This is a genomic window from Streptomyces sp. SM11 (genome assembly GCF_002910905.1).
GTDB lineage: Bacteria > Actinomycetota > Actinomycetes > Streptomycetales > Streptomycetaceae > Streptomyces.
Genome location: NZ_NEUE01000309.1, coordinates 53,045 through 73,811 on the forward strand (window position 1 = coordinate 53,045; position 20,767 = coordinate 73,811).

The 20,767-nt window shown below is 70.2% G+C and carries 23 protein-coding genes; 8 read left to right on the plus strand and 15 right to left on the minus strand.

The window, feature by feature from the left end; translation table 11 throughout:
- Window positions 1–104: 104 nt before the first annotated feature.
- From B9S58_RS36745 to zapE, 4 genes are all read right to left on the minus strand, one after another.
- Window positions 105–953 carry a polysaccharide deacetylase family protein gene (locus B9S58_RS36745; protein ID WP_103536167.1) on the minus strand — a complete coding sequence of 283 codons (849 nt, stop codon included), beginning with the start codon at window positions 951–953 and terminating at the stop codon, window positions 105–107.
- A gap of 116 nt (window positions 954–1,069) precedes the next feature.
- Complete coding sequence (locus tag B9S58_RS36750) at window positions 1,070–2,443, minus strand: alkaline phosphatase PhoX (RefSeq protein WP_103536168.1); 1,374 nt, start codon at window positions 2,441–2,443, stop codon at window positions 1,070–1,072.
- Window positions 2,444–2,582: 139 nt separating this feature from the next.
- On the minus strand, window positions 2,583–3,008 hold the full coding sequence (locus B9S58_RS36755) for an OsmC family protein (RefSeq protein WP_103536169.1): 426 nt from the start codon (window positions 3,006–3,008) through the stop codon (window positions 2,583–2,585).
- A gap of 124 nt (window positions 3,009–3,132) precedes the next feature.
- Window positions 3,133–4,224, minus strand: a complete 1,092-nt coding sequence (gene zapE, locus B9S58_RS36760; RefSeq protein ID WP_103536170.1) for a cell division protein ZapE — start codon at window positions 4,222–4,224, stop codon at window positions 3,133–3,135.
- 37 nt (window positions 4,225–4,261) lie between these two features.
- Here zapE and B9S58_RS36765 point away from each other — a divergent pair, with 37 nt between their 5' ends.
- The 4 genes from B9S58_RS36765 to msrB all read left to right on the plus strand — a co-directional run bounded on the left by B9S58_RS36765 (window position 4,262) and on the right by msrB (window position 7,582).
- Window positions 4,262–5,071 carry a pyrimidine reductase family protein gene (locus B9S58_RS36765; protein ID WP_103536171.1) on the plus strand — a complete coding sequence of 270 codons (810 nt, stop codon included), beginning with the start codon at window positions 4,262–4,264 and terminating at the stop codon, window positions 5,069–5,071.
- Window positions 5,072–5,234: 163 nt separating this feature from the next.
- The gene (locus B9S58_RS36770; RefSeq protein ID WP_181009578.1) at window positions 5,235–5,687 is read left to right on the plus strand and encodes an indole-3-glycerol phosphate synthase; all 453 of its coding nucleotides are present in this window, start codon (window positions 5,235–5,237) and stop codon (window positions 5,685–5,687) included.
- A gap of 67 nt (window positions 5,688–5,754) precedes the next feature.
- A complete protein-coding gene (murC, locus tag B9S58_RS36775; protein WP_103536173.1) occupies window positions 5,755–7,164 on the plus strand; it encodes a UDP-N-acetylmuramate--L-alanine ligase in 1,410 nt (469 codons plus the stop codon).
- A 10-nt stretch (window positions 7,165–7,174) separates the two neighbouring features.
- Window positions 7,175–7,582, plus strand: coding sequence for a peptide-methionine (R)-S-oxide reductase MsrB (gene msrB, locus B9S58_RS36780; RefSeq protein ID WP_103536174.1), 408 nt, complete (start codon window positions 7,175–7,177; stop codon window positions 7,580–7,582).
- 81 nt (window positions 7,583–7,663) lie between these two features.
- On the opposite strand, the gene B9S58_RS36785 is transcribed toward msrB, so the two are convergent.
- Window positions 7,664–8,140 (minus strand): hypothetical protein, encoded by a 477-nt coding sequence (locus B9S58_RS36785; RefSeq protein ID WP_103536175.1) that lies wholly within the window; start codon window positions 8,138–8,140, stop codon window positions 7,664–7,666.
- A 125-nt stretch (window positions 8,141–8,265) separates the two neighbouring features.
- Complete coding sequence (locus B9S58_RS36790; protein WP_258045253.1) at window positions 8,266–9,534, minus strand: SGNH/GDSL hydrolase family protein; 1,269 nt, start codon at window positions 9,532–9,534, stop codon at window positions 8,266–8,268.
- Window positions 9,535–9,783: 249 nt separating this feature from the next.
- On the opposite strand from B9S58_RS36790, the gene B9S58_RS36795 reads away from it, so the two are divergent.
- Window positions 9,784–11,013, plus strand: a complete 1,230-nt coding sequence (locus B9S58_RS36795) for a hypothetical protein (RefSeq protein ID WP_103536177.1) — start codon at window positions 9,784–9,786, stop codon at window positions 11,011–11,013.
- A complete protein-coding gene (locus tag B9S58_RS36800; RefSeq protein WP_103536178.1) occupies window positions 10,997–11,779 on the plus strand; it encodes a hypothetical protein in 783 nt (260 codons plus the stop codon). The genes B9S58_RS36795 and B9S58_RS36800 overlap by 17 nt, the downstream gene beginning before the upstream one ends.
- A gap of 207 nt (window positions 11,780–11,986) precedes the next feature.
- Here the strand turns inward: B9S58_RS36800 and B9S58_RS36805 are convergent, their stop codons facing one another.
- The 3 genes from B9S58_RS36805 to B9S58_RS36815 all read right to left on the minus strand — a co-directional run bounded on the left by B9S58_RS36805 (window position 11,987) and on the right by B9S58_RS36815 (window position 13,397).
- Window positions 11,987–12,187 carry a hypothetical protein gene (locus B9S58_RS36805; protein WP_258045254.1) on the minus strand — a complete coding sequence of 67 codons (201 nt, stop codon included), beginning with the start codon at window positions 12,185–12,187 and terminating at the stop codon, window positions 11,987–11,989.
- An 86-nt stretch (window positions 12,188–12,273) separates the two neighbouring features.
- The gene (locus tag B9S58_RS36810) at window positions 12,274–12,519 is read right to left on the minus strand and encodes a DUF397 domain-containing protein (RefSeq protein ID WP_103536179.1); all 246 of its coding nucleotides are present in this window, start codon (window positions 12,517–12,519) and stop codon (window positions 12,274–12,276) included.
- Window positions 12,516–13,397, minus strand: a complete 882-nt coding sequence (locus B9S58_RS36815; protein ID WP_103536190.1) for a helix-turn-helix transcriptional regulator — start codon at window positions 13,395–13,397, stop codon at window positions 12,516–12,518. Before B9S58_RS36815 ends, B9S58_RS36810 begins: the two co-directional genes overlap by 4 nt.
- A 154-nt stretch (window positions 13,398–13,551) precedes the next feature.
- On the opposite strand from B9S58_RS36815, the gene B9S58_RS36820 reads away from it, so the two are divergent.
- Window positions 13,552–14,016 carry an ATP-binding protein gene (locus tag B9S58_RS36820; protein WP_181009579.1) on the plus strand — a complete coding sequence of 155 codons (465 nt, stop codon included), beginning with the start codon at window positions 13,552–13,554 and terminating at the stop codon, window positions 14,014–14,016.
- A 101-nt stretch (window positions 14,017–14,117) separates the two neighbouring features.
- On the opposite strand, the gene B9S58_RS36825 is transcribed toward B9S58_RS36820, so the two are convergent.
- The 5 genes from B9S58_RS36825 to B9S58_RS36845 all read right to left on the minus strand — a co-directional run bounded on the left by B9S58_RS36825 (window position 14,118) and on the right by B9S58_RS36845 (window position 19,124).
- Window positions 14,118–14,942 (minus strand): urease accessory protein UreD, encoded by an 825-nt coding sequence (locus B9S58_RS36825; RefSeq protein WP_181009580.1) that lies wholly within the window; start codon window positions 14,940–14,942, stop codon window positions 14,118–14,120.
- Window positions 14,939–15,640 carry an urease accessory protein UreG gene (gene ureG / locus B9S58_RS36830; RefSeq protein WP_103536181.1) on the minus strand — a complete coding sequence of 234 codons (702 nt, stop codon included), beginning with the start codon at window positions 15,638–15,640 and terminating at the stop codon, window positions 14,939–14,941. Before ureG ends, B9S58_RS36825 begins: the two co-directional genes overlap by 4 nt.
- A gap of 54 nt (window positions 15,641–15,694) precedes the next feature.
- Entirely contained in the window at window positions 15,695–16,369 is a 675-nt protein-coding gene (locus tag B9S58_RS36835; RefSeq protein ID WP_103536182.1) for an urease accessory protein UreF, read from the minus strand.
- A 47-nt stretch (window positions 16,370–16,416) separates the two neighbouring features.
- Complete coding sequence (locus tag B9S58_RS36840) at window positions 16,417–18,348, minus strand: urease subunit alpha (protein ID WP_258045256.1); 1,932 nt, start codon at window positions 18,346–18,348, stop codon at window positions 16,417–16,419.
- A 62-nt stretch (window positions 18,349–18,410) separates the two neighbouring features.
- Window positions 18,411–19,124, minus strand: coding sequence for an urease subunit gamma (locus tag B9S58_RS36845; RefSeq protein ID WP_181009581.1), 714 nt, complete (start codon window positions 19,122–19,124; stop codon window positions 18,411–18,413).
- 571 nt (window positions 19,125–19,695) lie between these two features.
- Between B9S58_RS36845 and B9S58_RS36850 the strand changes: the two genes are divergently transcribed.
- The gene (locus B9S58_RS36850) at window positions 19,696–20,394 is read left to right on the plus strand and encodes a tectonin domain-containing protein (protein ID WP_103536185.1); all 699 of its coding nucleotides are present in this window, start codon (window positions 19,696–19,698) and stop codon (window positions 20,392–20,394) included.
- 155 nt (window positions 20,395–20,549) lie between these two features.
- On the opposite strand, the gene B9S58_RS36855 is transcribed toward B9S58_RS36850, so the two are convergent.
- A partial coding sequence (locus B9S58_RS36855; protein WP_146063588.1) for a GTPase-associated protein 1-related protein occupies window positions 20,550–20,767 on the minus strand: 218 nt, incomplete at its 5' end.

Consider the following 20,767-nt stretch of genomic DNA (forward strand, 5'->3'; position numbering starts at 1 on the left):
CCGAGGGCAATGTGTCCTGTTCACTCAGCGTATGGGGCTGGTGAGGGCAGTCGCACCCGGTTTTCCCCCGCTGTGCCGCTGTGCCGACGCCGCTGTGCCGACGCTCAGGGCCTGTCCTCCATCAGCTCCGACACCTTCACGAACCGGTAGCCGCGCTCGCGCAGTTCCGGCACGATCCGGCGTACGGCCGCCTCGGTGGCCGGGGCCGCGCTGCGGGTGCAGTGCATCACCACGAGGGACCCCGGCCGCACCCCGTCCAGCACCTGCTCGGCCACGGCGTCCGCGTCCGTGGCGAAGGCGTCGCCGCTGACCACGTCCCACTGCACGGCCGTCACGTTCGCCGGGCCCAGCGCGCGCAGTGCCGTGTCGTCGTAGCAGCCGCCGGGGAAGCGGAAGTACGGCACCACGTTCCGCGCCCCCGCCTTCCGGATCGCCGTGAAGGCACGTTCCACATCGCGGGTCATCGCGGCCTTCTCGACCACCGGCAGGCCGTAGCAGGGGGCGCTGAAGGCGTAGTGGCTGTAGGAGTGGTTGGCGATCTCGAACAGCGGATCCGTGCCGATGGCCTTTGCCTGCGCCGGGTACTCCTCGGCCCAGCGCCCGGTCATGAAGACGGTGGAGGGCACCTTCAGCCGGCGCAGCGACGCGACCAGTTCCGGGTTGTCGAAACGCTCGCCCGAGGCCGCCCGGGGGCCCTGATCGGCCGTCATGTCGGCGTCGAACGTCAGCGCCACGACCTTCTCCGCCGAGCGGCCCGCCGCACCCCCGCCCGTCGGCCTCCGCTCGAAGACCGGGGTGCGGCCCGCCGGGCCGGGGGCCATCGTGGGCGGCTTCTCCGGAGCGGCGGAGGCGGAGGCCGCGGGGGCGGGCGGGGGAGCGGGTGCGGGGGCAGGGCCCCCGCACCCGGCCAGGGTGGCACCGGTCAGCACCCCCGCGACCGTCAGAGTCGTCATCTTCCGTGCAGTAGTGATCACTCACGGAAAATATCCGACATGGCGGTCATATCTTCATGGGGCGCTCCGGTGTCCCGGCGGAGTGGTGGAGAGCAGCCTCAGCCTCAGCCTCAGCCTCAGCACCAGGGACCCGTCACCGCGAACGTCGTCCCCGGCGTGTAGCAGTTCACGTACATCGTCGAGCCGTCCGGCGAGAAGGCGACCCCGGCGAACTCACCCCACGCCGGCTCCTCGGGCGTCCCGATGTTCTGCCGCCCGCGCGCCATCGCGTACACCTCGCCGCGCCGCGTCACCCCGAGCACGTGCTGCGCACCGCCGCCGTCCTCGCAGACCATCAGCCCGCCGTCGGCCGCCAGGCAGATGTTGTCGGGGGACTCGCCGGGCAGCTGGATGTCGGTGTCCGGGCCGAAGAGCACGACCAGGGTGAGCCGCCGCTTCTTCGGCTCGTAGCGCCAGACCTGGCCGTAGTGGTCGGCCGCCGATCCCTCGTCGCTGCGGGCGAAGCTGGAGACGAAGTAGACGGAGGAGTCGCCCCAGTAGCAGCCCTCCAGCTTCTGCGCGTGCGTGATGCCCTTCGGGCCGAAGTCCTGGAAGCGGATCGGGGTCTCCGCGGCCGGCGGATCGGGCACGGGAACCCACTCGATCCGGTCGAAGCGCGTGCCGGTCTCCCGGACGGCGGAGAGGTCGGACACCCCCGGCACCCGCATCGCCTCCAGCTCGCCGCCCGCCCGGAGCGAACCGGTGCCGCCGAGCGGCTTCTCGGGAAGGAAGCGGTAGAAGAGCCCGAACGGCTTGTCGAACGCGTCCTCGGTCTCGTACACGATCCCGGACCTCGGGTCGACGGCGATCGCCTCGTGCTGGAAGCGGCCCATCGCGGTCAGCGGGACGGCCCCGGTGCGGCGCGGATCGGCGCCGTCCACCTCGAAGATGAAGCCGTGGTCCTTGGTGTACCCGTTGGTCCCGGCCTTGTCCTCGTTCTCCTCGCAGGTCAGCCAGGTGCGCCAGGGGGTGGGCCCGCCCGCGCAGTTCACCGCCGTACCGGCGATGGCGACGCGCTCGCCGAGCACCCTGTTGCGACCGTCCAGCTCCAGGGACGTCACGCCGCCCTTGGCCGCCGGGTCGTAGGTCAGCCCCTCGACGGTCGGTACGCCGATCTCGGCGGTGTGCCGGTTCTCGTGGTTGCGGACGAGGTGGATCCGTCCGTTGCGGCCGCGCAGGGCGGCCATCCCGTCGTGGTTGCCCGGCACCGGCCCCTCGCCGGAGCGCAGCGGCTCGCCCTCCCGGGACAGCACCCGGTAGCGGAATCCTTTCGGCAGGTCGAGCAGTCCGTCCGGATCGGGGACGAGCGGGCCGTAGCCGCCGTGGCCGCGTGCGGCCGCCGTGCCGGCGAAGAGTTCGGAGAAGTACCCCGTGAAGGCGACCGCGGCGGCTGCGCCGCTGCCTGCCAGGACCTGGCGTCGGGTGGCGGTGGGGCGGGGTGCGGTTGACATGAGGTGACTCCCTGCTGGCGAACAGGTGAAGTGACCCGCACGTGTGTAGCACGCACAGAGGCGCGGGGGAACCATGCGTGCCCCCGCGCCCCGTGTTGCTGCTGGGACGGCCCTGATGGGAGCAGCCGTCCGAGCGGCGTCAGGCCAGCGAGGCCGACAGGGTGATCGTGGTGCCCGTCAGCGCCTGGCTGACCGGGCAGTTCGCCTTGGCGTCCTCGGCGGCCTTGAGGAAGCCGTCCTCGTCGAGACCGGGCACCTCGCCCACGACGGTGAGGTGGATGCCGGTGATGCCCGTGCCGGGCTGGAAGGTCACCTCGGCCTTGGTCTCCAGCCGGGTCGACGGGGTGCCGGCCCCGGCGAGCGCGTGGGAGAGCGCCATCGAGAAGCAGCTGGAGTGCGCGGCGGCGATGAGCTCCTCGGGGCTGGTCTTTCCGTTCGCCTGCTCCGAGCGGGCAGGCCAGGAGACGGGGTAGTCACCGATGCCGGAGGAGTCGAAGGTGACGACCCCCTTGCCCTCGATCAGGTTGCCTTCCCAGTTCGTGTGCGCCTGACGCGTGGTAGCCATGCTGGATCCCTTCGAACGGTGTGCGTGGTTGTACGGGATGTGCGGTTGTACGCGGTGTGCGGTGGTACGGGATAACACGGGACACATCGCAGCGCGCGGTGTCCCGTTGCGTCACGCCCCGAACCTACTGCGCCACCAGCCCCTTCGCGTCACGCGCCAGCGCCGTCAGCCGGGAGATCGCCCGGAAGTACTTCTTCCGGTACCCGCCGTTCAGCATCTCGTCACTGAACAGCTGGTCGAAGGGCAGCCCCGAGGCGAGCACCGGGACCTCCCGGTCGTACAGCCGGTCGGCCAGCACCACCAGGCGCAGCGCGGTCGACTGGTCGGGCACCGCCATCACCCCGGTCAGGCAGACGGCGCCGATGTCGTCGGTCAGTGCGCCGTACCGGCTCGGGTGGACCCGGGCCAGGTGCTCCAGCAGCCCGGGGAAGTCGTCGAGGGACGCGCCCGGCGTGGCGTACGCGGCCCGGGTGACCTGCTCGTCGTCGTACGGCGGCGGGGCCTCGGGCAGACCGCGGTGCCGGTAGTCCTCGCCGTCGATGCGCAGCGGGCGGAAGTGCGCGGACAGGCCCTGGATCTCGCGCAGGAAGTCGACGGCGGCGAACCGGCCCTCGCCGAGCTTGCCCGGCAGCGTGTTCGAGGTCGCGGCGAGCGCCACCCCGTTCTCCACGAGCCGACGGAGCAGCGAGGAGACGAGCACGGTGTCGCCCGGGTCGTCCAGCTCGAACTCGTCGATGCACAGCAGCCGGTGCCCGCTCAGCGTCTGCACGGTCTGCTGGAAACCCAGCGCGCCGACCAGGTTCGTCAGCTCCACGAACGTGCCGAACGCCTTGAGCGACGGCTCGGCGGGCGTGGCGTGCCAGAGGGAGGCCAGCAGGTGGGTCTTGCCGACGCCGTAGCCGCCGTCCAGATAGACCCCGCGCGGCCCGGTCGGAGCGGCCGGCTTCCTGCTGAACCACCTGCGCCGCCCGGAACCCGTCGCGTGCGCCCCGCCGAGCCCGGCGGCGAAGCCCGCCAGGACCGTGACCGCCTCGCTCTGGCTGGGCTGGTTCGGGTCCGGTACGTACGTGTCGAAGCGCACCGAGTCGAAGCGCGGCGGCGGCACCATCTCGGCGACCAGACGGTCTGCGGGGACGTGCGGCTCACGGGCGCACAGGGACAGCGGGGCTGTTTCGGCAAGGGGGCTCTGCCCCGGAAACGCGGTGGATGACGACACAACTCTCCACCCTAAGGCCCGTGCCAGACTGCACCCCATGCGAAGCCTGTTCCCTGTGACGGACCTGACAAAGAGCGCTGTGGGAGACGAGGACCCGTCCCGGCCGCTCACCGACCGCGAGTGGACCCTCGACGAGCTGGCGGACGCCTACGCCTACCCCACCGGCCTCCCGGCCGGGGCACCCTGGCTGCGCGCCAACATGGTCTCCACCCTCGACGGGGCCGCCCAGCACGACGGCCGTTCGCAGGGCATCTCCTGCGCGGCGGACATGCGGATCTTCGGCACCCTGCGGGGCCTGGCCGACGTGGTGGTCGTCGGGGCCGAGACCGTACGCCTGGAGGGGTACCGTCCGGCCCGCGCCCGCGAGGCGTTCGCCGGGCGGCGGGCGGCGGCCGGGCAGGGCCCCGCGCCCGCCGTCGCGGTGGTGACCGGCTCGATGGACCTGGACTTCTCGCTGCCGCTGTTCACCGAGCCGCTCGTCCCGACGCTCGTGGTGACCGGCGCCGGGGCCCCCGACGACCGGATCGCGGCGGCCGGGAAGGCGGGCGCCGAGGTGGTGATCGCGGGTGAGGGCACCCGGGTGGATCCGGCCCGCGCCGTGCGCGAGCTGGCCGGCCGGGGGCTGACCCGGCAGCTCACCGAGGGCGGCCCCCGGCTGCTCGGCCAGTTCGTGGCGGCGGGTGTGCTGGACGAGCTGTGCCTGACGCTCTCCCCGATGCTCACAGCGGGTGACGCTCAGCGCATCGCCGGGGGGCCCGGGGGCGCCGTGCCGGAACGTTTTTTCCTGGCATCGCTGCTGGAAGAGGCCGGTTTCCTCTTCTCTCGGTACCGTCGGACTGACAGTTAGCGGAATTTACCGTTCCGCTTAGCTTCGGCTGGGCACACTTACCCCTGCAGTCCCCGTGGAAGCGCGGGGAAGGATGGTTTCAGCAAACGACCGTCGACGGTCGAGCCGGCCGTCGACGAGACGAAGAAGCGGAAGGGCGCCTGTCGTGTTCACAAGCGTTTTGATGATCGAGAAGCCGCTCACTCCCGAGGACGTGGAGTTCGTCACCACCCTCCACGGCGAGGAGCGGATCTCGTTCGTCGTTCTGTTGCAGCCGCGCGGCGACCAAGCCGATGTGCTGCTGCGCGCGATCGACGACGTGGCGATGGGGGAACTGAAGGAAGCGGTCAGGGAGGGGGAGGAGCCGGAGGGCAACGAGGCCCGCGAACCCGCCGAGATCGGCCTTGAATACTCCCTGCGGGCCCTGCGCGAGGCGGGCTCCGAAGCGGTCGGACAAGTGATCGAGGACCACCCCCTGGACAAACTGACGACCGTCGTCGAGGAGGCGGGCGCCGACGAGGTCATCGTCCTGACCGCCCCGCACTACGTGGAGGAGTTCTTCCACCGCGACTGGGCCTCCCGGGCCCGGCACAAGGTGGGCGTCCCGGTGCTCAAGCTCTTCGCGCACAGCGAATAGGCTGGGCCCGCGGTCCGGGTCGGCCCCCGGCCGCAGTCCGAACCGCAGCGACCACGCAGGAGCACAGATGGCACCCGGCATTCCCGCCGCCATGGAACGACCCCACTTCATCGGCATCGGCGGCGCCGGAATGTCGGGCATCGCGAAGATCCTGGCCCAGCGCGGCGCGAAGGTGGCGGGCAGCGACGCCAAGGAGTCCGCCACCGCCGAGTCCCTGCGGGCGCTGGGGGCGACCGTGCACATCGGGCACGCGGCGGGCCACCTGGCCGACGACGCGTCCTGCGTGGTCGTCTCCAGCGCCATCCGCGCCGACAACCCGGAGCTGCTCCGGGCGAACGAGCTGTCCATCCCCGTGGTGCACCGCTCCGACGCGCTGGCCTCCCTGATGAACGGCCTGCGCGCCATCGCGGTCGCCGGCACCCACGGCAAGACGACCACGACGTCGATGCTGGCCGTCGCCCTCTCCTCGCTGAGCCTCGCCCCCTCGTACGCCATCGGCGGCGACCTGGAGGGCCCCGGCACCAACGCCACGCACGGCGAGGGGTCCATCTTCGTCGCGGAGGCGGACGAGAGCGACCGCAGTTTCCAGAAGTACGACCCCGAGGTCGCGATCGTCCTCAACGTCGAGCTGGACCACCACGCGAACTACGCCTCGATGGACGAGATCTACGACTCCTTCGAGACGTTCGTCGGCAAGGTCGTCCCCGGTGGCACCCTGGTCGTCTCCGCCGACCAGCCCGGCGCGGTCGAGCTGACCCGCCGGGTCCGCGACCTCTCCGACCTCAAGGTCGTCACCTACGGCTCCGCCGAGAACGCCGACGTCCGCGTCCACAAGGTCACCCCGCGCGGTCTGACCAGCGAGGTCACGGTCCTGCTCAACGGCAGGTTCCTGACCTTCACCGTCTCGGTCCCCGGCAGTCACTACGCCCACAACGCGGTCGCCGCCCTCGCCGCCGGGGTCGCCCTCGGCATCCCGGCGCACAACCTGGCCTCCGCGCTCGGCAGCTACACCGGGGTCAAGCGCCGCCTCCAGCTCAAGGGCGAGGCGGCGGGCGTGCAGGTCATCGACTCGTACGCGCACCACCCCACCGAGATGACCGCCGACCTGGAGGCCATGCGCGGCGCGGCCGCCGACGCCCGCATCCTGGTCGTCTTCCAGCCGCACCTGTTCTCCCGTACCCAGGAGCTCGGCACCGAGATGGGCCAGGCCCTCGCACTGGCCGACGCCTCCGTGGTCCTGGACATCTACCCGGCCCGCGAGGACCCGATCCCCGGCATCACCAGCGCCCTGATCGTCGACGCGGCGAAGGCGGCGGGCGCCGAGGTCACCGCCGTCCACGACCCGGCCGACGTCCCCGCCGCCGTCGCGGGAATGGCGAAGCCCGGCGATCTCGTTCTCACCATGGGAGCGGGCGATGTCACCGACCTCGGCCCGCGCATCCTGGACCACCTGTCCAGCGATCACCTGTCGAGCTGAGGAGCGGGACGTGTCGTACGACGTCGAGAAGCCGGACGAGCAGTGGCGGGCGGAGCTGAGCCCCGCCGAATACGCGGTGCTGCGCCAGGCCGGCACCGAACCCGCGTTCAAGGGTGAGTACACCGACACCAGGACGGCGGGCGTCTACTCCTGCCGGGCCTGCGGGGCGGAGCTGTTCCGCTCCGACACCAAGTTCGAGTCGCACTGCGGCTGGCCGTCCTTCTACGACCCGAAGGACACCGACGCGGTCGAGCTGGTCGAGGACCGCGCCCACGGCATGGTCCGCACCGAGGTGCGCTGCACCCGCTGCGGCTCGCACCTGGGCCATGTATTCGAGGGCGAGGGCTACCCGACCCCCACGGACCAGCGCTACTGCATCAACTCGATCTCGCTGACGCTGGCGCCGGACGAGAGCTGAGCCCGCACGGCCGAGTGCCCCCGCCCCCTCCGCGTACGCAAGGGGGCGGGGGCACTGTGCTGTCACTCCTGCGGCGGGGGCTCACCCCTCGCCGTCGCCACCGTTCTCGGCCGCTTCGGACCGCAGCAGCGGGTGGATCACGCCGGGGAAGACCCGGGCCCGTACGACCTCCTCGGCCGACCCGCCCCGCACGACCGTCTCCGCGACGCCCCAGGGCCGCCCGGCCAGGTGGATGGTCAGGGTGTACGAGGAGGAGCAGCCGGTGCACTCGTAGCGGTCGGCCCAGGTCTCGACCTCGGTGGTGGAGCCCGGGTAGCGCTTCACGTGGCGGTGGCGGGCGTGGCAGTGGTCGCAGACCTCGCCCGGCTCGCAGGTCCCGCCGCACGGACACGGCACGTCGAGGGAGTCGGCGGGCTTCCAGCGCTGCACGAGGACGGCCTCGCGGGTCGCGCCCATGTCCTTCATGGCCTTGAGATTGCGGGCGGCGACGTTGTACGACTCGCCGGTGGCGGCCATCCGGTCACGGATGACGTCCTTGCGTCCACGGTTGGTCGTCATGTTGCTCCTCCTGGGTTCACGCAGCCCGCCAGGAGGCCCATGAGTCAATCAGTCAGTACCTCTTTACGTTACCCGCCCGGCACCGGCGCACGGACCGGGAGGCCTTCCCCCGGTCGGTGACGGCTTCAGAGCGCGTCGAGATCCATGGCGGAGGCGATGGCGTGGGACCCGGCTTCGTTGGGGTGCACGCCGTCCGGGAAGACGTAGCCGGGGCGCGGCAGGGCGGGATCGGCGGGGTTCGCGACGGCTCGGTCGACGTCGAGGACGGAGTCGTACGCGCCGCTGGTGCGTATCCAGTGGTTGACGGCGGTCCGGGTCCTCTCGCCCCGCTCGCTGTAGACGGGGAAGCGGGCGCCCTTCATGGGCAGGATGGTCGCGCCGACGGCCTTGATGCCGCGGGCGTGGGCGGCGCGGATCAGCGCTTTGTGGGCGTTGATGATCCGGCGGGCGGTCACGTGGGGTGCGGAGCCCATGCAGGGGTCGCCCAGCTCGGGGGCGACGATGTCGTTGCCACCCAGGTGGACGATCACCGTGCGTACGCCGGGGCGGTCGATGACATCGCGCCGGAAGCGGTCGGTGGCCTTGTCCCCATAGCAGGGGGAGTCGTCGAGGATCCGGTTTCCGCTGATGCCGGCGTTTACCACGTCCAGCGGTCGGCGGTCGGCGACGATGCGTTCGGCGAGCTTGTCCGTGAAGCGGGTGTCGGTGCCGGGCGCGGCCCCTGTTCCGTCCATGAGCGAATCCCCGAAGGTGACCACGGTGCCGCGCCTCGGGGAGGCCGGGCCGGACACCTCCACACCGCTCAGGAAGTACCAGGCGTGTGTGGACGCGGTGTAGGCGTCCCCGGCGTCGGCCAGATGGCGCCCGGAGGCGCGGTACGAGGTGGCGGTGGTGAACCGGTGGAAGGTGGCCGGACCGGTGCGGTCGGCGAAGTACAGCGTGACGGTCAGCTTCTCCAGTGGGGAGGTGCGCAGGGCCTCGGCATCGCTCACGAGGTCGCGTCCCGGGGCGATCGTGGTGCCCCGGGCTCCGCCGAACGTCAGCTTCCGTGCAGTGCCGGGCCAGACCTGGGCGTCGCCGGCGGACCGGCCGACGGTCGCCGCGGTGATCCGCAGCGGCGTGGTGCCGTACGCGTTGGACAGCCTGATCCTCAACGTGGAGCCGCCGGTCGCGACGCGGATCACTTGGCGTACGGACTGGCCGGCGAATCCCTGCTGTGACCAGTTGGGCCCCCAGTCCTCGCTGCCCTCGACGGGCCGCTGCACGGCCGCACCCCATGCTCCGGTCCACACCGGGCCTTCGGCGGCGCGTGGCTTCTGCCGCGTGTCCCCGGGCGCCGGGGCCGCCGCCGAGACGACGAGCGTGGTGAGCACCGCTGCGGTGACGGCGGGCATGCTCCGTCGTAACGTCCTCTTCCTCTTCCACGCTCGCGGCTTCGCTGAATGCATCAAGGACCTCCTCGGCGAAATGTGTGATGAGGGGATCTCACCGTCTTTCGCGTCGGAGTTCAGTGGGGGTGGCCCCCGAATCGGCCTTCGGGTCAGCCCTACCCGGGGCAGCGCGCAGCTCCGTACGCCGCCCGTGCGCCTCCCGTGCGAGGATCCGTTGTCCGCTGTCGATCCCCCGTGAGAACATCGACTCCGATGTATACAACAGAGGTACCAGAAGCCCGCATTGAGGACGCGAGCAACGTCCTGGTCGCCCCTTCGGTATTGCACGAAGACGACGTGGTCAGGGACTTCTTCGGGGCCACGATCACGCCGGAGCAGCTTGCCTCTGGTTCGCCCGACCTCGCAGAGAAGACCGTCTACCTGTGCGGCGACACATCCGGGATCAGCGGCCGCCAACTGCGTGCGGCTGAACGGGTGTTCGTGGTCCGGGAGCTGTCGCACGGGTACGACGAGGGCGTCGACGCACGCTGGGCCGTCGTCGGCGTCGGCCGACTTCCCCTCCGCGTGCACGGTGCCGGCGTGTACTACCGCAGCTATTTCGAGCTCGACGCCGATCACTTCGGAAGGATCAGCGCGGAGCACGCGTTCCAGTCCCTGACGGAGTCGACCAAGCCCGGAACGGCCCATCGCAGCGGAATCTATCTGACGCCCGTCACGCAGGACGGTGACGCACTGCATTTCCGCCTGCTCCGGTGCTCCACGAACTTCTCCGGGCCGACCGAGAGCTTTCGCCCGACCGACACCCACATCGTCGAGTCGCTGAACCGCGAGGCCGCCACCGTCTTCCGGAACCAGGCGCCGCTGAATCACGTCCTCGCTCAGATCTACCGCAACACCCTTGCCACGCCCGAGCGCAAGCAGTCCAAGGCCAAGATCTCGGCCCATGCCGACAAGACCAAGGACATGCCCGCCCACGGGATCATGGCCTTCTGCACCTTCTACGACGGGCTTGACAAGCTGGAGCCCTTGGCCGGAGACCCCTTCGACTACGGCGTGAAGCGTGCCAGCGGGCTGACCAGACTCCGCTTTCGCCTCAAGGAGCCGACAGAAGGCCGCGACGAGGCCGCGCTCCCTCAGCAGTTCACCCTGACGCTCTATCCCGGCTCCGTGTTCTTCATGCCACTGTCCACCAACCGCCTGTATACGCACGAGATCCGGCCCTCGGCGCTGGACGCCGAGTTGCTCCCGATCCGCCTGGGATACGTGGTGCGCTGTTCGAGCGCCGAGGCCGTTCACAAGGACGGCCACACCTTCCTCAAGGCGGCCGGCGGTCCGGTGAAGCTGGGGCCGCCCACACAGGACGGCATGGACGATCTGCGCAGGCTGTACGCCGAGGAGAACAGGACCTCGTCCTTCATCGACTACGGCGACAGGTTTCTCTTCAGCATGAACTCGGGGGACTACGATGCCCCCCGGGTCTAGGATCTCGGACGCGATCCTCTCGTGCGCCTTGCCGGCCGAGGAGGATCTCTTCGCGGACCTGTCGGTGTCGGCTCGCCTGGAAGACGTGGGAAAAGGCCGACGAGGCGCCACACTGGCCAGGATCGACGAGACGGGTGATGTGCCTCTTGTCCGTACCACCACTCGATACGGCAGCCCGACGCAGCGTTTCCGGGCAGTGCACGAGCGGCTGGCGCAACAGATTCAGGAACGTGCCGAGCTTTCGGTCGGATTCAACAACGCCCTCATCGAGAGCTACACGAGCGCTTACACCACCATGGGCTTTCATTCCGACCAAGCCTTGGATCTGGCCGACGACTCGTACATCGCCGTCTTCTCCTGCTACCAGCATCCCGAAGCGGGCCCGCCGAGGAAGCTGATCTTCGCATCAAAGGGATCCGGTGAGGGGGCCGATGGCGAGAAGTTCGAGATCCCTCTCGCCCACAACAGTGTTGTCGCGTTCTCTGTCGACTCGAATCGGCGACTCAAGCACAGAATCGTCTTGGACGCGCCCGGCCGAGCGGCGGACAACCAATGGCTGGGTGTGACGTTCCGAACGTCAAAGACCCGCGTTCGGTTTCACGACGGACATGCCTACCTTCCGCAGGGTGCGCGCCTCATGGCGGCCGACGACGAGCAGAGGAACGAGTTCTACCGACTGCGGCGCCGTGAGAACAAGGAAACGGACTTCACCTACCCCCTTCTGACGTACACCATCAGTGAGAGCGATCTGATGCCGCCCGTCTGAATGAGCGTTCTGTTCGGCAACGGGCGCTCCATCGTTTTCCGGTGCCGGGCGGCTTCGGGTCTGCTGAGCCAGTAGGTTTCTGCGGCGGTCAGGCCGTGGACGGACCCGGGCAGGGCGGGTACGCCCACAACAGCCGCCGAACGGAAGGCCGACGCAATGCCTGGTGCGTCATGATCGATACAGGGCCCGGTCATTGCGCAACGGCATTCAGTCCCAGTTCAGCCTCTGCTCCTCGTCCACCACCGGCATGTTGCCGTTGAGCGGCCGGCAGGTTTCAAGAGACGTGGCGATCGCCTCCATGAGCGCCGGCAGGGACGCCCACATCTCATGCGACAAGCGCATGACGCCTTCCACCGCCTCGGCTTCGTGGACGCGCCCCCGGTCGATCTCGGGACGGTGGTCCAGCACGATGTGCGCTCCGCCGAGGTCCCGCGCGATGGGTGAGCGGTCCGCCCGCGCGCATCAGAATGGCTGAAGGGGTCCCGGGTGCTCGCTCAGCCCCGGGCGGCGTACGCGAGGAAGGGGGTCCAGGCGGCCGGGGCGACGGCGAGCTGCGGGCTCTCCTCGATCTTGGAGTCGCGGACGTGGACGGTGGAGGGGCAGGCGGCGACCTCGACGCAGTCGTCGCCCGAGCCGCCGCTGTAGCTCGACTTGTGCCACTCCAGGGCGACCTCGACGCAGGAGTCGCCGGAGCCGCTGCTATAGCTGCTCTTGAACCAGGCCAGGGGTGTGGTGCTCATCTCGCTCCTCGCATCCGCCGCATCAGGCTCTTGGAGTCGTCCAACGAGAGAGCCTGTGAACGCATACTGGCACACCGCATCTGGAGTGCGCTGAGCACTTTGAGGTCGGAGACGAACTGTCCGTGCTCCTGCCCTTCCAGGTAGCCGAACCACTGGTGATCCTGCGTTTCCAGCAGTTGCATCGGCCCGTGCAGCCCCGCGTGGTGATGCCGTACCAGCGGCATGATCTGGATGTCCACATTGCGCAGCTCGGACAGGTCGAGGATATGGTCGAGCAGCTCCCTGGTGACCTCTTCGCCGCCCAAGTCCCGCAGGAACAGATGCTCTTCGAGGATGAAACTGAAGGAGGTGTTGGGCCGGTTCCGCAGCAGTTGCTGACGCTCCAGCCGAGCCGCGAGCTGGGCCTCGATCTGCTCGTCACCGAGCGGCGGCAACTGGTCGGTGAACAGCGTCCGCGCGTACGCGGGTGTCTGCAACAGCCCCGGAATCAACCGGCACTCGTACGTGTACAGACTCAGCGCCCCCAGCTCCAGCTGCGCCCACTGCCGGAACCAGCTCGCCAGCCCCTTCCGACGCGTCAGATGCTTTGCCGCGCCCCGGATCACCCCGAACGCGTCCAGCACCCCTTCGGCGCGCTCCACGACGTCCGGTGGCGGGAAGCGCCGTCCCTGCTCGATGGAGGCGACGGTTTCGATCGAGTACCCGACGAGCGGGGCGAACTGTTCCTGCGTCAGCCCGGCCCGCCTGCGGCAGGCCTTGACCACTTCTCCGAACACCTTGAGGCTGTACTGCGATTCGGGCTCGGTGCCGCTGCGGCCGCCGCCGTTGCCGAAAGTCCCGTACGTGGTGCTGTCGATGCCATCTGTGCCGTGCGTCATGTACGGCCACCTCCCCATGCGCCTGTCCTGGTTCGCGACCCGTCCATGCTCACGGAATGTGACCCGTACCGTCTACCCTTCGCACCCGTACGCTGACTCAGCGTACGAGTAGCTGACCTGGTACAGGAGGGTCCGGGGCCCGGAGTCTGGGGGCATGGAAGCGCCAACGAAGACCCAACCCGCCATAACCGTACGTGTGTTCAACCGTCAATTCGGTGCGGATCCGCGCGGCGCCCGGCTCGCCCGCCGCGTCGGGCTGCACAAGCTGCACACCTGGGGCATCCCGTATCTCAGTGACGCCTCGGAGTCGGCGGCCCTGATCATCGGCGAGCTGACGGCCAACGCGGCGACCCACGGCCGTGTCCCCGGCCGCAACTTCGAACTGCGCCTTTCGCACCTGCCCGGCGACCCGGAAACGCCCGGTCTCCTGCGGATCGAGGTGTCCGACACCCGGGGTGAGTGCAGGCCGCCCGGCCCGGGTGAACTCACCGCGCCGGAGGACGGCTCCGACAGCGGGCGCGGGCTGCTGATCGTGGACGCCCTGGCCGACCGCTGGGCGGTACTCGACCGCCAGCCGCCGGGCAAGACGGTCCGCGCCGAACTGGACCTGCTGTACTGAGTGTCCGAGGCCGACGAGTGGCAGCCGTCCAGGGGTGGGGGCCGATCGACCCCGTCGACTGCCACCGGTGGGCGTGGACGGGGCCGGCGATGCTGGCCGATTCAGCGGGACGGGCGGGACGAGCGGGTGGTGTGGGCCGCGTCGAGGAGGCGGCGCAGGCGCAGGCCGTCGGGGGCGATGGCGGTGACGAGTGCGGCGGGGCCCGCGAGGGGGGTGAGGACCGCCAGTCCGTCCTGCGGGGTGTCGGCGAGGGCCCGGACGGCGGGTGGTTCCGCGTCGAACTCGGGGTCGACGACGAGGATCTGGCCGGTCGCCCGGTGATGGGCGAGGACGGCGGGGCCGTCCCAGCCGGCGGCTCCCGGTCCGTAGTCCGCTTCCTGGTCGAGGAGCACGTGTCCGCCGCGACGGACGGTGAGCCTGGTGGTCACGCGGCCGGGTGGTTCGCCCGTGCGCCCGAGTACCAGCTCTTCTCGCAGGACGAGCCGTGCGGTGGGGGCCAGGTCGATCGTCCAGGTCTGCCGCAGATTGCTGCCGGCGGCGCTGATCAGGGGTTTGGGCAGCCAGCGGAGTTCCGCGTGGTCCGCCACGGCCAGGTGCACGTCATAGGTGGCGGGTGCGGTGGTGGGGCCTCTGAGGGCGAGGGTCGCGGCCGCCGACGTGACGTGGAGGGCGGCGCCCTGCTGGGCGGTGGCCTCGATGCGCAGGCGGTCGCCGCCGAGGGGAGCGCTCATGGCCCCGACGACGCACACCCGCGCTTCGGTGCCCCGTGAGCGCAGACGCCGGAGTTCGAAGGGGCCGTCGCCGTCGAGAACGGGCAGGACGGTGCCGCCGCCCCTGCCTGCGGCCGTGATGCGGGCCGTGGCTCGTACGCCGACGCCGGCCGTGCTGCGGCCCGCCGGCACGGCGAGTGCGGGTGCGGAGGTCATGCGGAGCCCGTGGCCCAGTCGGTGAGGTGTTCGCGTACCCAGTCGGCGACGGGCTTGACGCCGCCTTCCTCCTTGAGGGAGGTGAAGGCGACCGGGAGGTCGCCGCGCTGGGCCTTGGCGTCGCGTGCCATGGCTTCCACGTCGGAGCCGACGTAGGGGGCGAGGTCGGTCTTGTTGACGACGAGGAGGTCGGCGGTGGTGACGCCGGGGCCGCCCTTGCGGGGGATGTCGTCGCCGCCGGCCACGTCGATGATGAAGATCTGGGCGTCGACCAGTCCCTTGGAGAAGGTGGCGGTGAGGTTGTCGCCGCCGGACTCCACGAGGATCAGGTCGAGCGGGCCGGTCGTCTCCTCCAGCTCCTCGACGGCTTCGAGGTTGGCGGAGATGTCGTCGCGGATCGCGGTGTGCGGGCAGGCGCCGGTCTCGACCGCCTGGATCCGCTCGGGCGGCAGGACCGCCTGCCGGAGCAGGAAGTCGGCGTCCTCGCGGGTGTAGATGTCGTTGGTGACCACCGCGATGGACACTTCGGTGCGCAGGGCCCGGCACAGGGCGGCGACGGTGGCGGTCTTGCCGGAGCCCACGGGGCCGCCGAGGCCGATCCGCAGCGCGCGGCGGGTGCCGTCGGGGCGCTCGGTGGCGGGGGCGCTGTAGGTGTGGCGGTGCGGGTACTTCTCGTCGAGGTCGTGGTCGAGGTGCATCCGGTTTCCTTGTGTCGGGTCTGGCGTCGTGACTCGTCGTGACTCGTTGCGGGGTCAGGAGGCGAAGAGGCGTGCGGGCCGGGTGGCGTGCTGCTGGGCGCTGATGTCCAGCAGCGGCGCGGAGGCCGCGGGCAGGGCATCGACTCCTTCTTCGGGGAGGCGCTGCGCTGCCTCGGCGGCGACTGCGGCGACGCGATCGAGTTCCGGTGCCAGGCGGGCGAGCACGGTGGTGGCGTCGAACGGGTCCAGGCTCAGCAGCCGGACCGTCGCGGTGGCCGGCCCGCCGACGGTCTCGTACACCGCCGCGTAGGCGGCGTCCAGCGGATCGAGCCCGGCCGACCGGGCGGCCACGCCCAGCACCACCGGCTGGTGTACACCCCGTGGCCGGGCCGCCGCGAGCGCGTCGAGCTCGGCCGACGGCCACGTGGCGCGGGCCGCTCGCATCATCTGCCGGCCCAGCTTGCGAGCGGTGTCACGCAGAGCGGCCACGGGGGTACGGGCGTCGGCGGCCTGGTCGAGGACCAGGGGATCGTGCCCGGCGGCGGCCGCGGCGGCCAGCGCCGCCGCGACCAGCCCGGCTGTGTGCAGCCGCCCCCGGCAGAACTCCTCCAGCGTCCCGGCGTCAGTGATCCGGCCGGCCGCGACCGCCGGTTCGGCTCCGCCCGAGTGGGCGTGGCCGCCGGCCGGGAACCGCCCGTCGGTCAGGATGAGCAGCGCGGCACGGTTCATTCTTCATTCCTCTGCTCGACGGCCGGCTTCCCTGCGCTCCGTGAGGCTCAGAAGAGGAAGTAGCGCTGGGCCATGGGGAGCTCGGACACGTACGCGCGGTCGACGATGTGGCCGTCGACGAAGGTCGTCACGTCGGTCACCTTCGCTCCGCCGATGATGACGTCGTAGGTGTCGGGATCGATGCGGACGTGCGGGGTGGCGTGGTTCTCCTTCATGTCCGCCTTCTTGACGCCGCGCGTACCGGTGATCGCCTTGAACCGCTTGTTGAGCCTGGAGTCCTCGGCCAGGCCGTTCCCGATGGCCCGTTCGGTGACGAAGTTGTAGGAGAGGGAGCCGGGCGCCAGGCCGGTGGCGCCCCACATGGGCCGGGGCAGTACGGGCTGGGGGGTGGGGATGGACGCGTTGGCGTCGCCCACCTGCGCGTAGGCGATCTGGCCGCCCTTGATGACCAGGTGGGGCTTGACCCCGAAGAACTTCGGTTCCCACAGGACCAGGTCGGCCAGCTTTCCGGTCTCCACGGAGCCGACGACGGCGTCGATGCCCTGGGCGAGAGCCGGGTTGATGGTGTACTTCGCGACGTACCGGCGGGCGCGCCGATTGTCCGCCAGCGGCGGCCGGGCCTCCGGGGTCGTGTCCGCCGCCGTTCCGGCCCGCACTGTTCCGGCCTGTGCTGTTTCGGACTTCGGTCCGGTCTCCGGTTCGTCCCGGGGCCGGTCTTCTTCCAGGAAGCCGCGGCGGACCTTCATGACGTGCGCTGTCTGCCAGGTACGCATGATCATCTCGCCGATGCGGCCCATGGCCTGGGCGTCCGAGGACATGATCGAGATGGCGCCGAGATCATGGAGGATGTCCTCGGCGGCCATCGTGGAGGGCCGGATCCGGGAGTCCGCGAAGGCGAGGTCCTCCTCGACCTTCGGGTTGAGGTGATGGCAGACCATCACCATGTCGAAGTGCTCCTTGACCGTGTTGACGGTCAGCGGACGGGTGGGGTTGGTGGAGGCGGGCAGCACGTTCGGCTCGCTCACCATCTTGATCATGTCGGGAGCGTGGCCGCCTCCCGCGCCCTCGACGTGGAAGACGTGGATGGAGCGGCCGCCGATGGCGTCGATGGTGTCCTGGACGAACCCCGCCTCGTTCAGCGAGTCGGCGTGGAGGGCGAGCTGGACCCCGGTCTCCTCGCACACCTCCAGACACTGCTCGATGACCGCCGGTGTGGCGCCCCAGTCCTCGTGGATCTTCAGACCGAGGACACCGGCGTCGACCTGGGCGAGCATCGACTCCCTCGACATCGTGGCGCCCTTGCCGAGCAGCCCGATGTTCACCGGTGAGCTGTCCAGTGCCTCGAACATGCGGTCGACGTGCCACGCGCCGGGCGTGACCGTGGTCGCCGTGCTGCCTTCCGCCGGGCCCGTACCGCCACCGATGAGCGTGGTGACACCCGCCGCCAGTGCCTCGCGGACCTGGTCGGGGCAGATGAAGTGGACATGTGTGTCGATCCCGCCGGCGGTGAGGATCCTGCCCTTGCCCGAGATGACCTCGGTGTCCGGACCGATGACGAAGTCGGTGGGCCGGGGGCCGATCCCGTTGTGAGGCTCCGCGCCCTCATGGAGGGGGTTCATGGTCTCGGGGTTGTACGCCTTGCCCAGCGCGACGATGTTCCCGTCGCGGAGGGCGACATCCGCCTTGACGATGCCCCAGTGGTCCAGAACGACGACACCCGTGATGACCGTGTCCGGCGGACTCGCCGTCGCGGGGTCGGCCGACTTCCCGGACGGTGCCTTCGCCGGGTCGCGCGGCACGACGGACTGACCCATCGACTCGCGGATCACCTTGCCGCCGCCGAAGACCATCTCGTTCCCGCTGCGGCCGGGGCCTCCCGACCAGTCGTCCTCGATCTTGACGCTCAGCGCCGTGTCGGCGAGGCGGATACGGTCACGGGTCGTCGGCCCGAACCGGTCCGCATAGGCCGGTCGCGTCAACGGATCGAACGCCGTCGGCTCCTCCGGACAGCAGGAGCAGTCGGGGCACTGAACGGTGGTACTCACATCTGCTCCTCGTCGAACGAACCCTTGACCATGTCGAGCGAGCCGTTGACCTTCTCGGGCAGGCCTTCGATCCTGCCGCGCAGACCGTGGACCACCCGGGCCCCCTCGATGGGTACGAGCTGGACCTTCTCGGTGATGCCGGGCTCGAAGCGCACCGAACTGCCGGCGGGGACGTTCAGACGCCTGCCCCACGCCTCCTTGCGGACGAACTCCAGGCCGTCGTTGGCCTCGGCGAAGTGGTAGTGGGAGCCGACCTGGACGGGCCGGTCGGTCGGATTGGCGACCATCAGCTCCGTCACCTGGCCGAGCTGCCTGTTGCGCTCGTTGAAGATCACCACCTCGTCCTCGTCCACGGGGGAGAAGTCGACCTTCCCCGGGCAGGTGGCCGGCTCCTCGTCCTGGCCCGCCTCCGGGAACGGGCCGTGGATGGTGACCAGCTTCGTCCCGTCGGGGAACGTGGCCTCCACCTGCACGTTCTCGATCATCTCGGGGATGCCCTCCATGACCTCCTCCCGCGCCAACACCTTGCGGCCGGACGACATCAGCTCGGCCACGGTCCTGCCGTCCCGGGCCCCTTCGAGAACATGCACGATCAACAGCGCCATGGCCTCCGGGTGGTTCAGCAGCACGCCGCGGGCCCGGCGCTTCTCCGCTACGTCGGCGGCCACATGCATCATCAGGCGTTCTTGCTCGTGTGGGGTGAGGTGCACAGACATTTCCCTGCATCGGCTTTCGCCCAGGACTCCTGTCCTGGGCCGCGAGTCAGGAGACGCGGTCACGCGCGTCCACGGTCCCGGAAGCCTTCATGGCGTCGCTCCCGGCGCTCTGGGCGCGGCACGGGTGTCGCCCTTGGCCGTTCAGCCCCAACTCGACGTGGATCCATCATGATCACGCCGGCGGGGCCGAAGCCACGTACTGGCCATGGGGCACCCGAATGAGTGATCACCGGGGCGAGGGAGCTGACGGTAGGAAGCTGGAAGGCCGGGTATCCGTCCACGCGCCGGGCATCCATTCACGCGGCCTGGGGCCGAGCGGCCGACGGCCCTGGTCGGCGCGCAGCACACCGCGGCTGTGATGTCGATCCCCCGTGGGCGGCACAGCGTTCTGGCCAACCCTCTTGCCGACGGCCGGCTCACCTGCCCGGCCGCGCGGAGGCCCCGTCAAACCAAACATCGCTTTTCAGATGATCTGGGCTACTGATCGGGGTATTGAACCGTTTGGAGTCACTGCTCGCCTGCCAAATACCTCCTTGCAACATCCGGCAAGAAGAACGGGTTCGACATGGCTGAGTGGAAGCAGATCTCCGGGTCGCTGAAGGCGATCGACGCCGGGTCCCGGACCAGCGTGTGGGGCGTCAACTCCGGCGACGGGATCTACAGCTACACCAACAACGACAGCAAGCCGTGGGTCTCCGTCCCCGGCGCTCTGAGCGATATCGGGGCCGGGATCGACGGCACCGTGTGGGGTGTCAACGCCGGCGGGAACATCTACCGCTACACCGGCGACCAGAGTTCCACGCACTGGAAGCAGATCAGCGGCTCGCTGTCCCGCATCGCTGTCGGGTCCCGGACCAACGTGTGGGGCGTGAACTCCGGCGGCGGGATCTACCGCTACACCAACAACGACGCCGACCCGTGGGAGAACATCCCCGGGTCCCTCAGCGACATCGGCGTCGCGGCGGACGGCACCGTGTGGGGCGTGAACTCCGGCGGGAACATCTACCGTTACACCGGCGACGAGAGTTCCACGCACTGGAAGCAGATCAGCGGCTCGCTGTCGCGGATCTCCGTCGGCTCCCGAACCGCGGTCTGGGGCGTGAACTCCGGCGGCGGGATCTACCGCTACACCAACAACGACGCCGAACCGTGGGAGAACGTCGCCGGGTCCCTCAGTGACATCGGCGCGGCCGCCGACGGCACGGCATGGGGCGTCAATTCCGGCGGGAACATCTACCGTTACACCGGCGACCAGCCCAGCTGACCTCGCCTTCTCACGCGGCGGGGCCCGGCGGCAGTGCTGTCGAGGCTCCGTCGCGCTGTTGGACCTCGCGGGCGAGCGTCCCGCCGAGAGTCTGCTGGGACAGCGGTGGCTCGCGGACCTGTGGACCCGAGTTCCTCGTCGTGCCGGCGTGAGGGTCAGCCCCGCCGCACCCGCCCCGCGATCCGGCGGCCCAGCCGCCCCAGGGCGCTGACACGGTTCCAGTCCCGGAAGGCGTCGGCCCGGCCGCTGCTGCCCGTGCGTCCCACCATCGCCTCGACCTCCGCGACGGCCTCGCCCGACATGCCGCGTACGGCGGGGCGAAGAACGTCGTCGAGGAGGGCGGCGGCCACCGGCGGCCAGGCGCGGCCCGCGT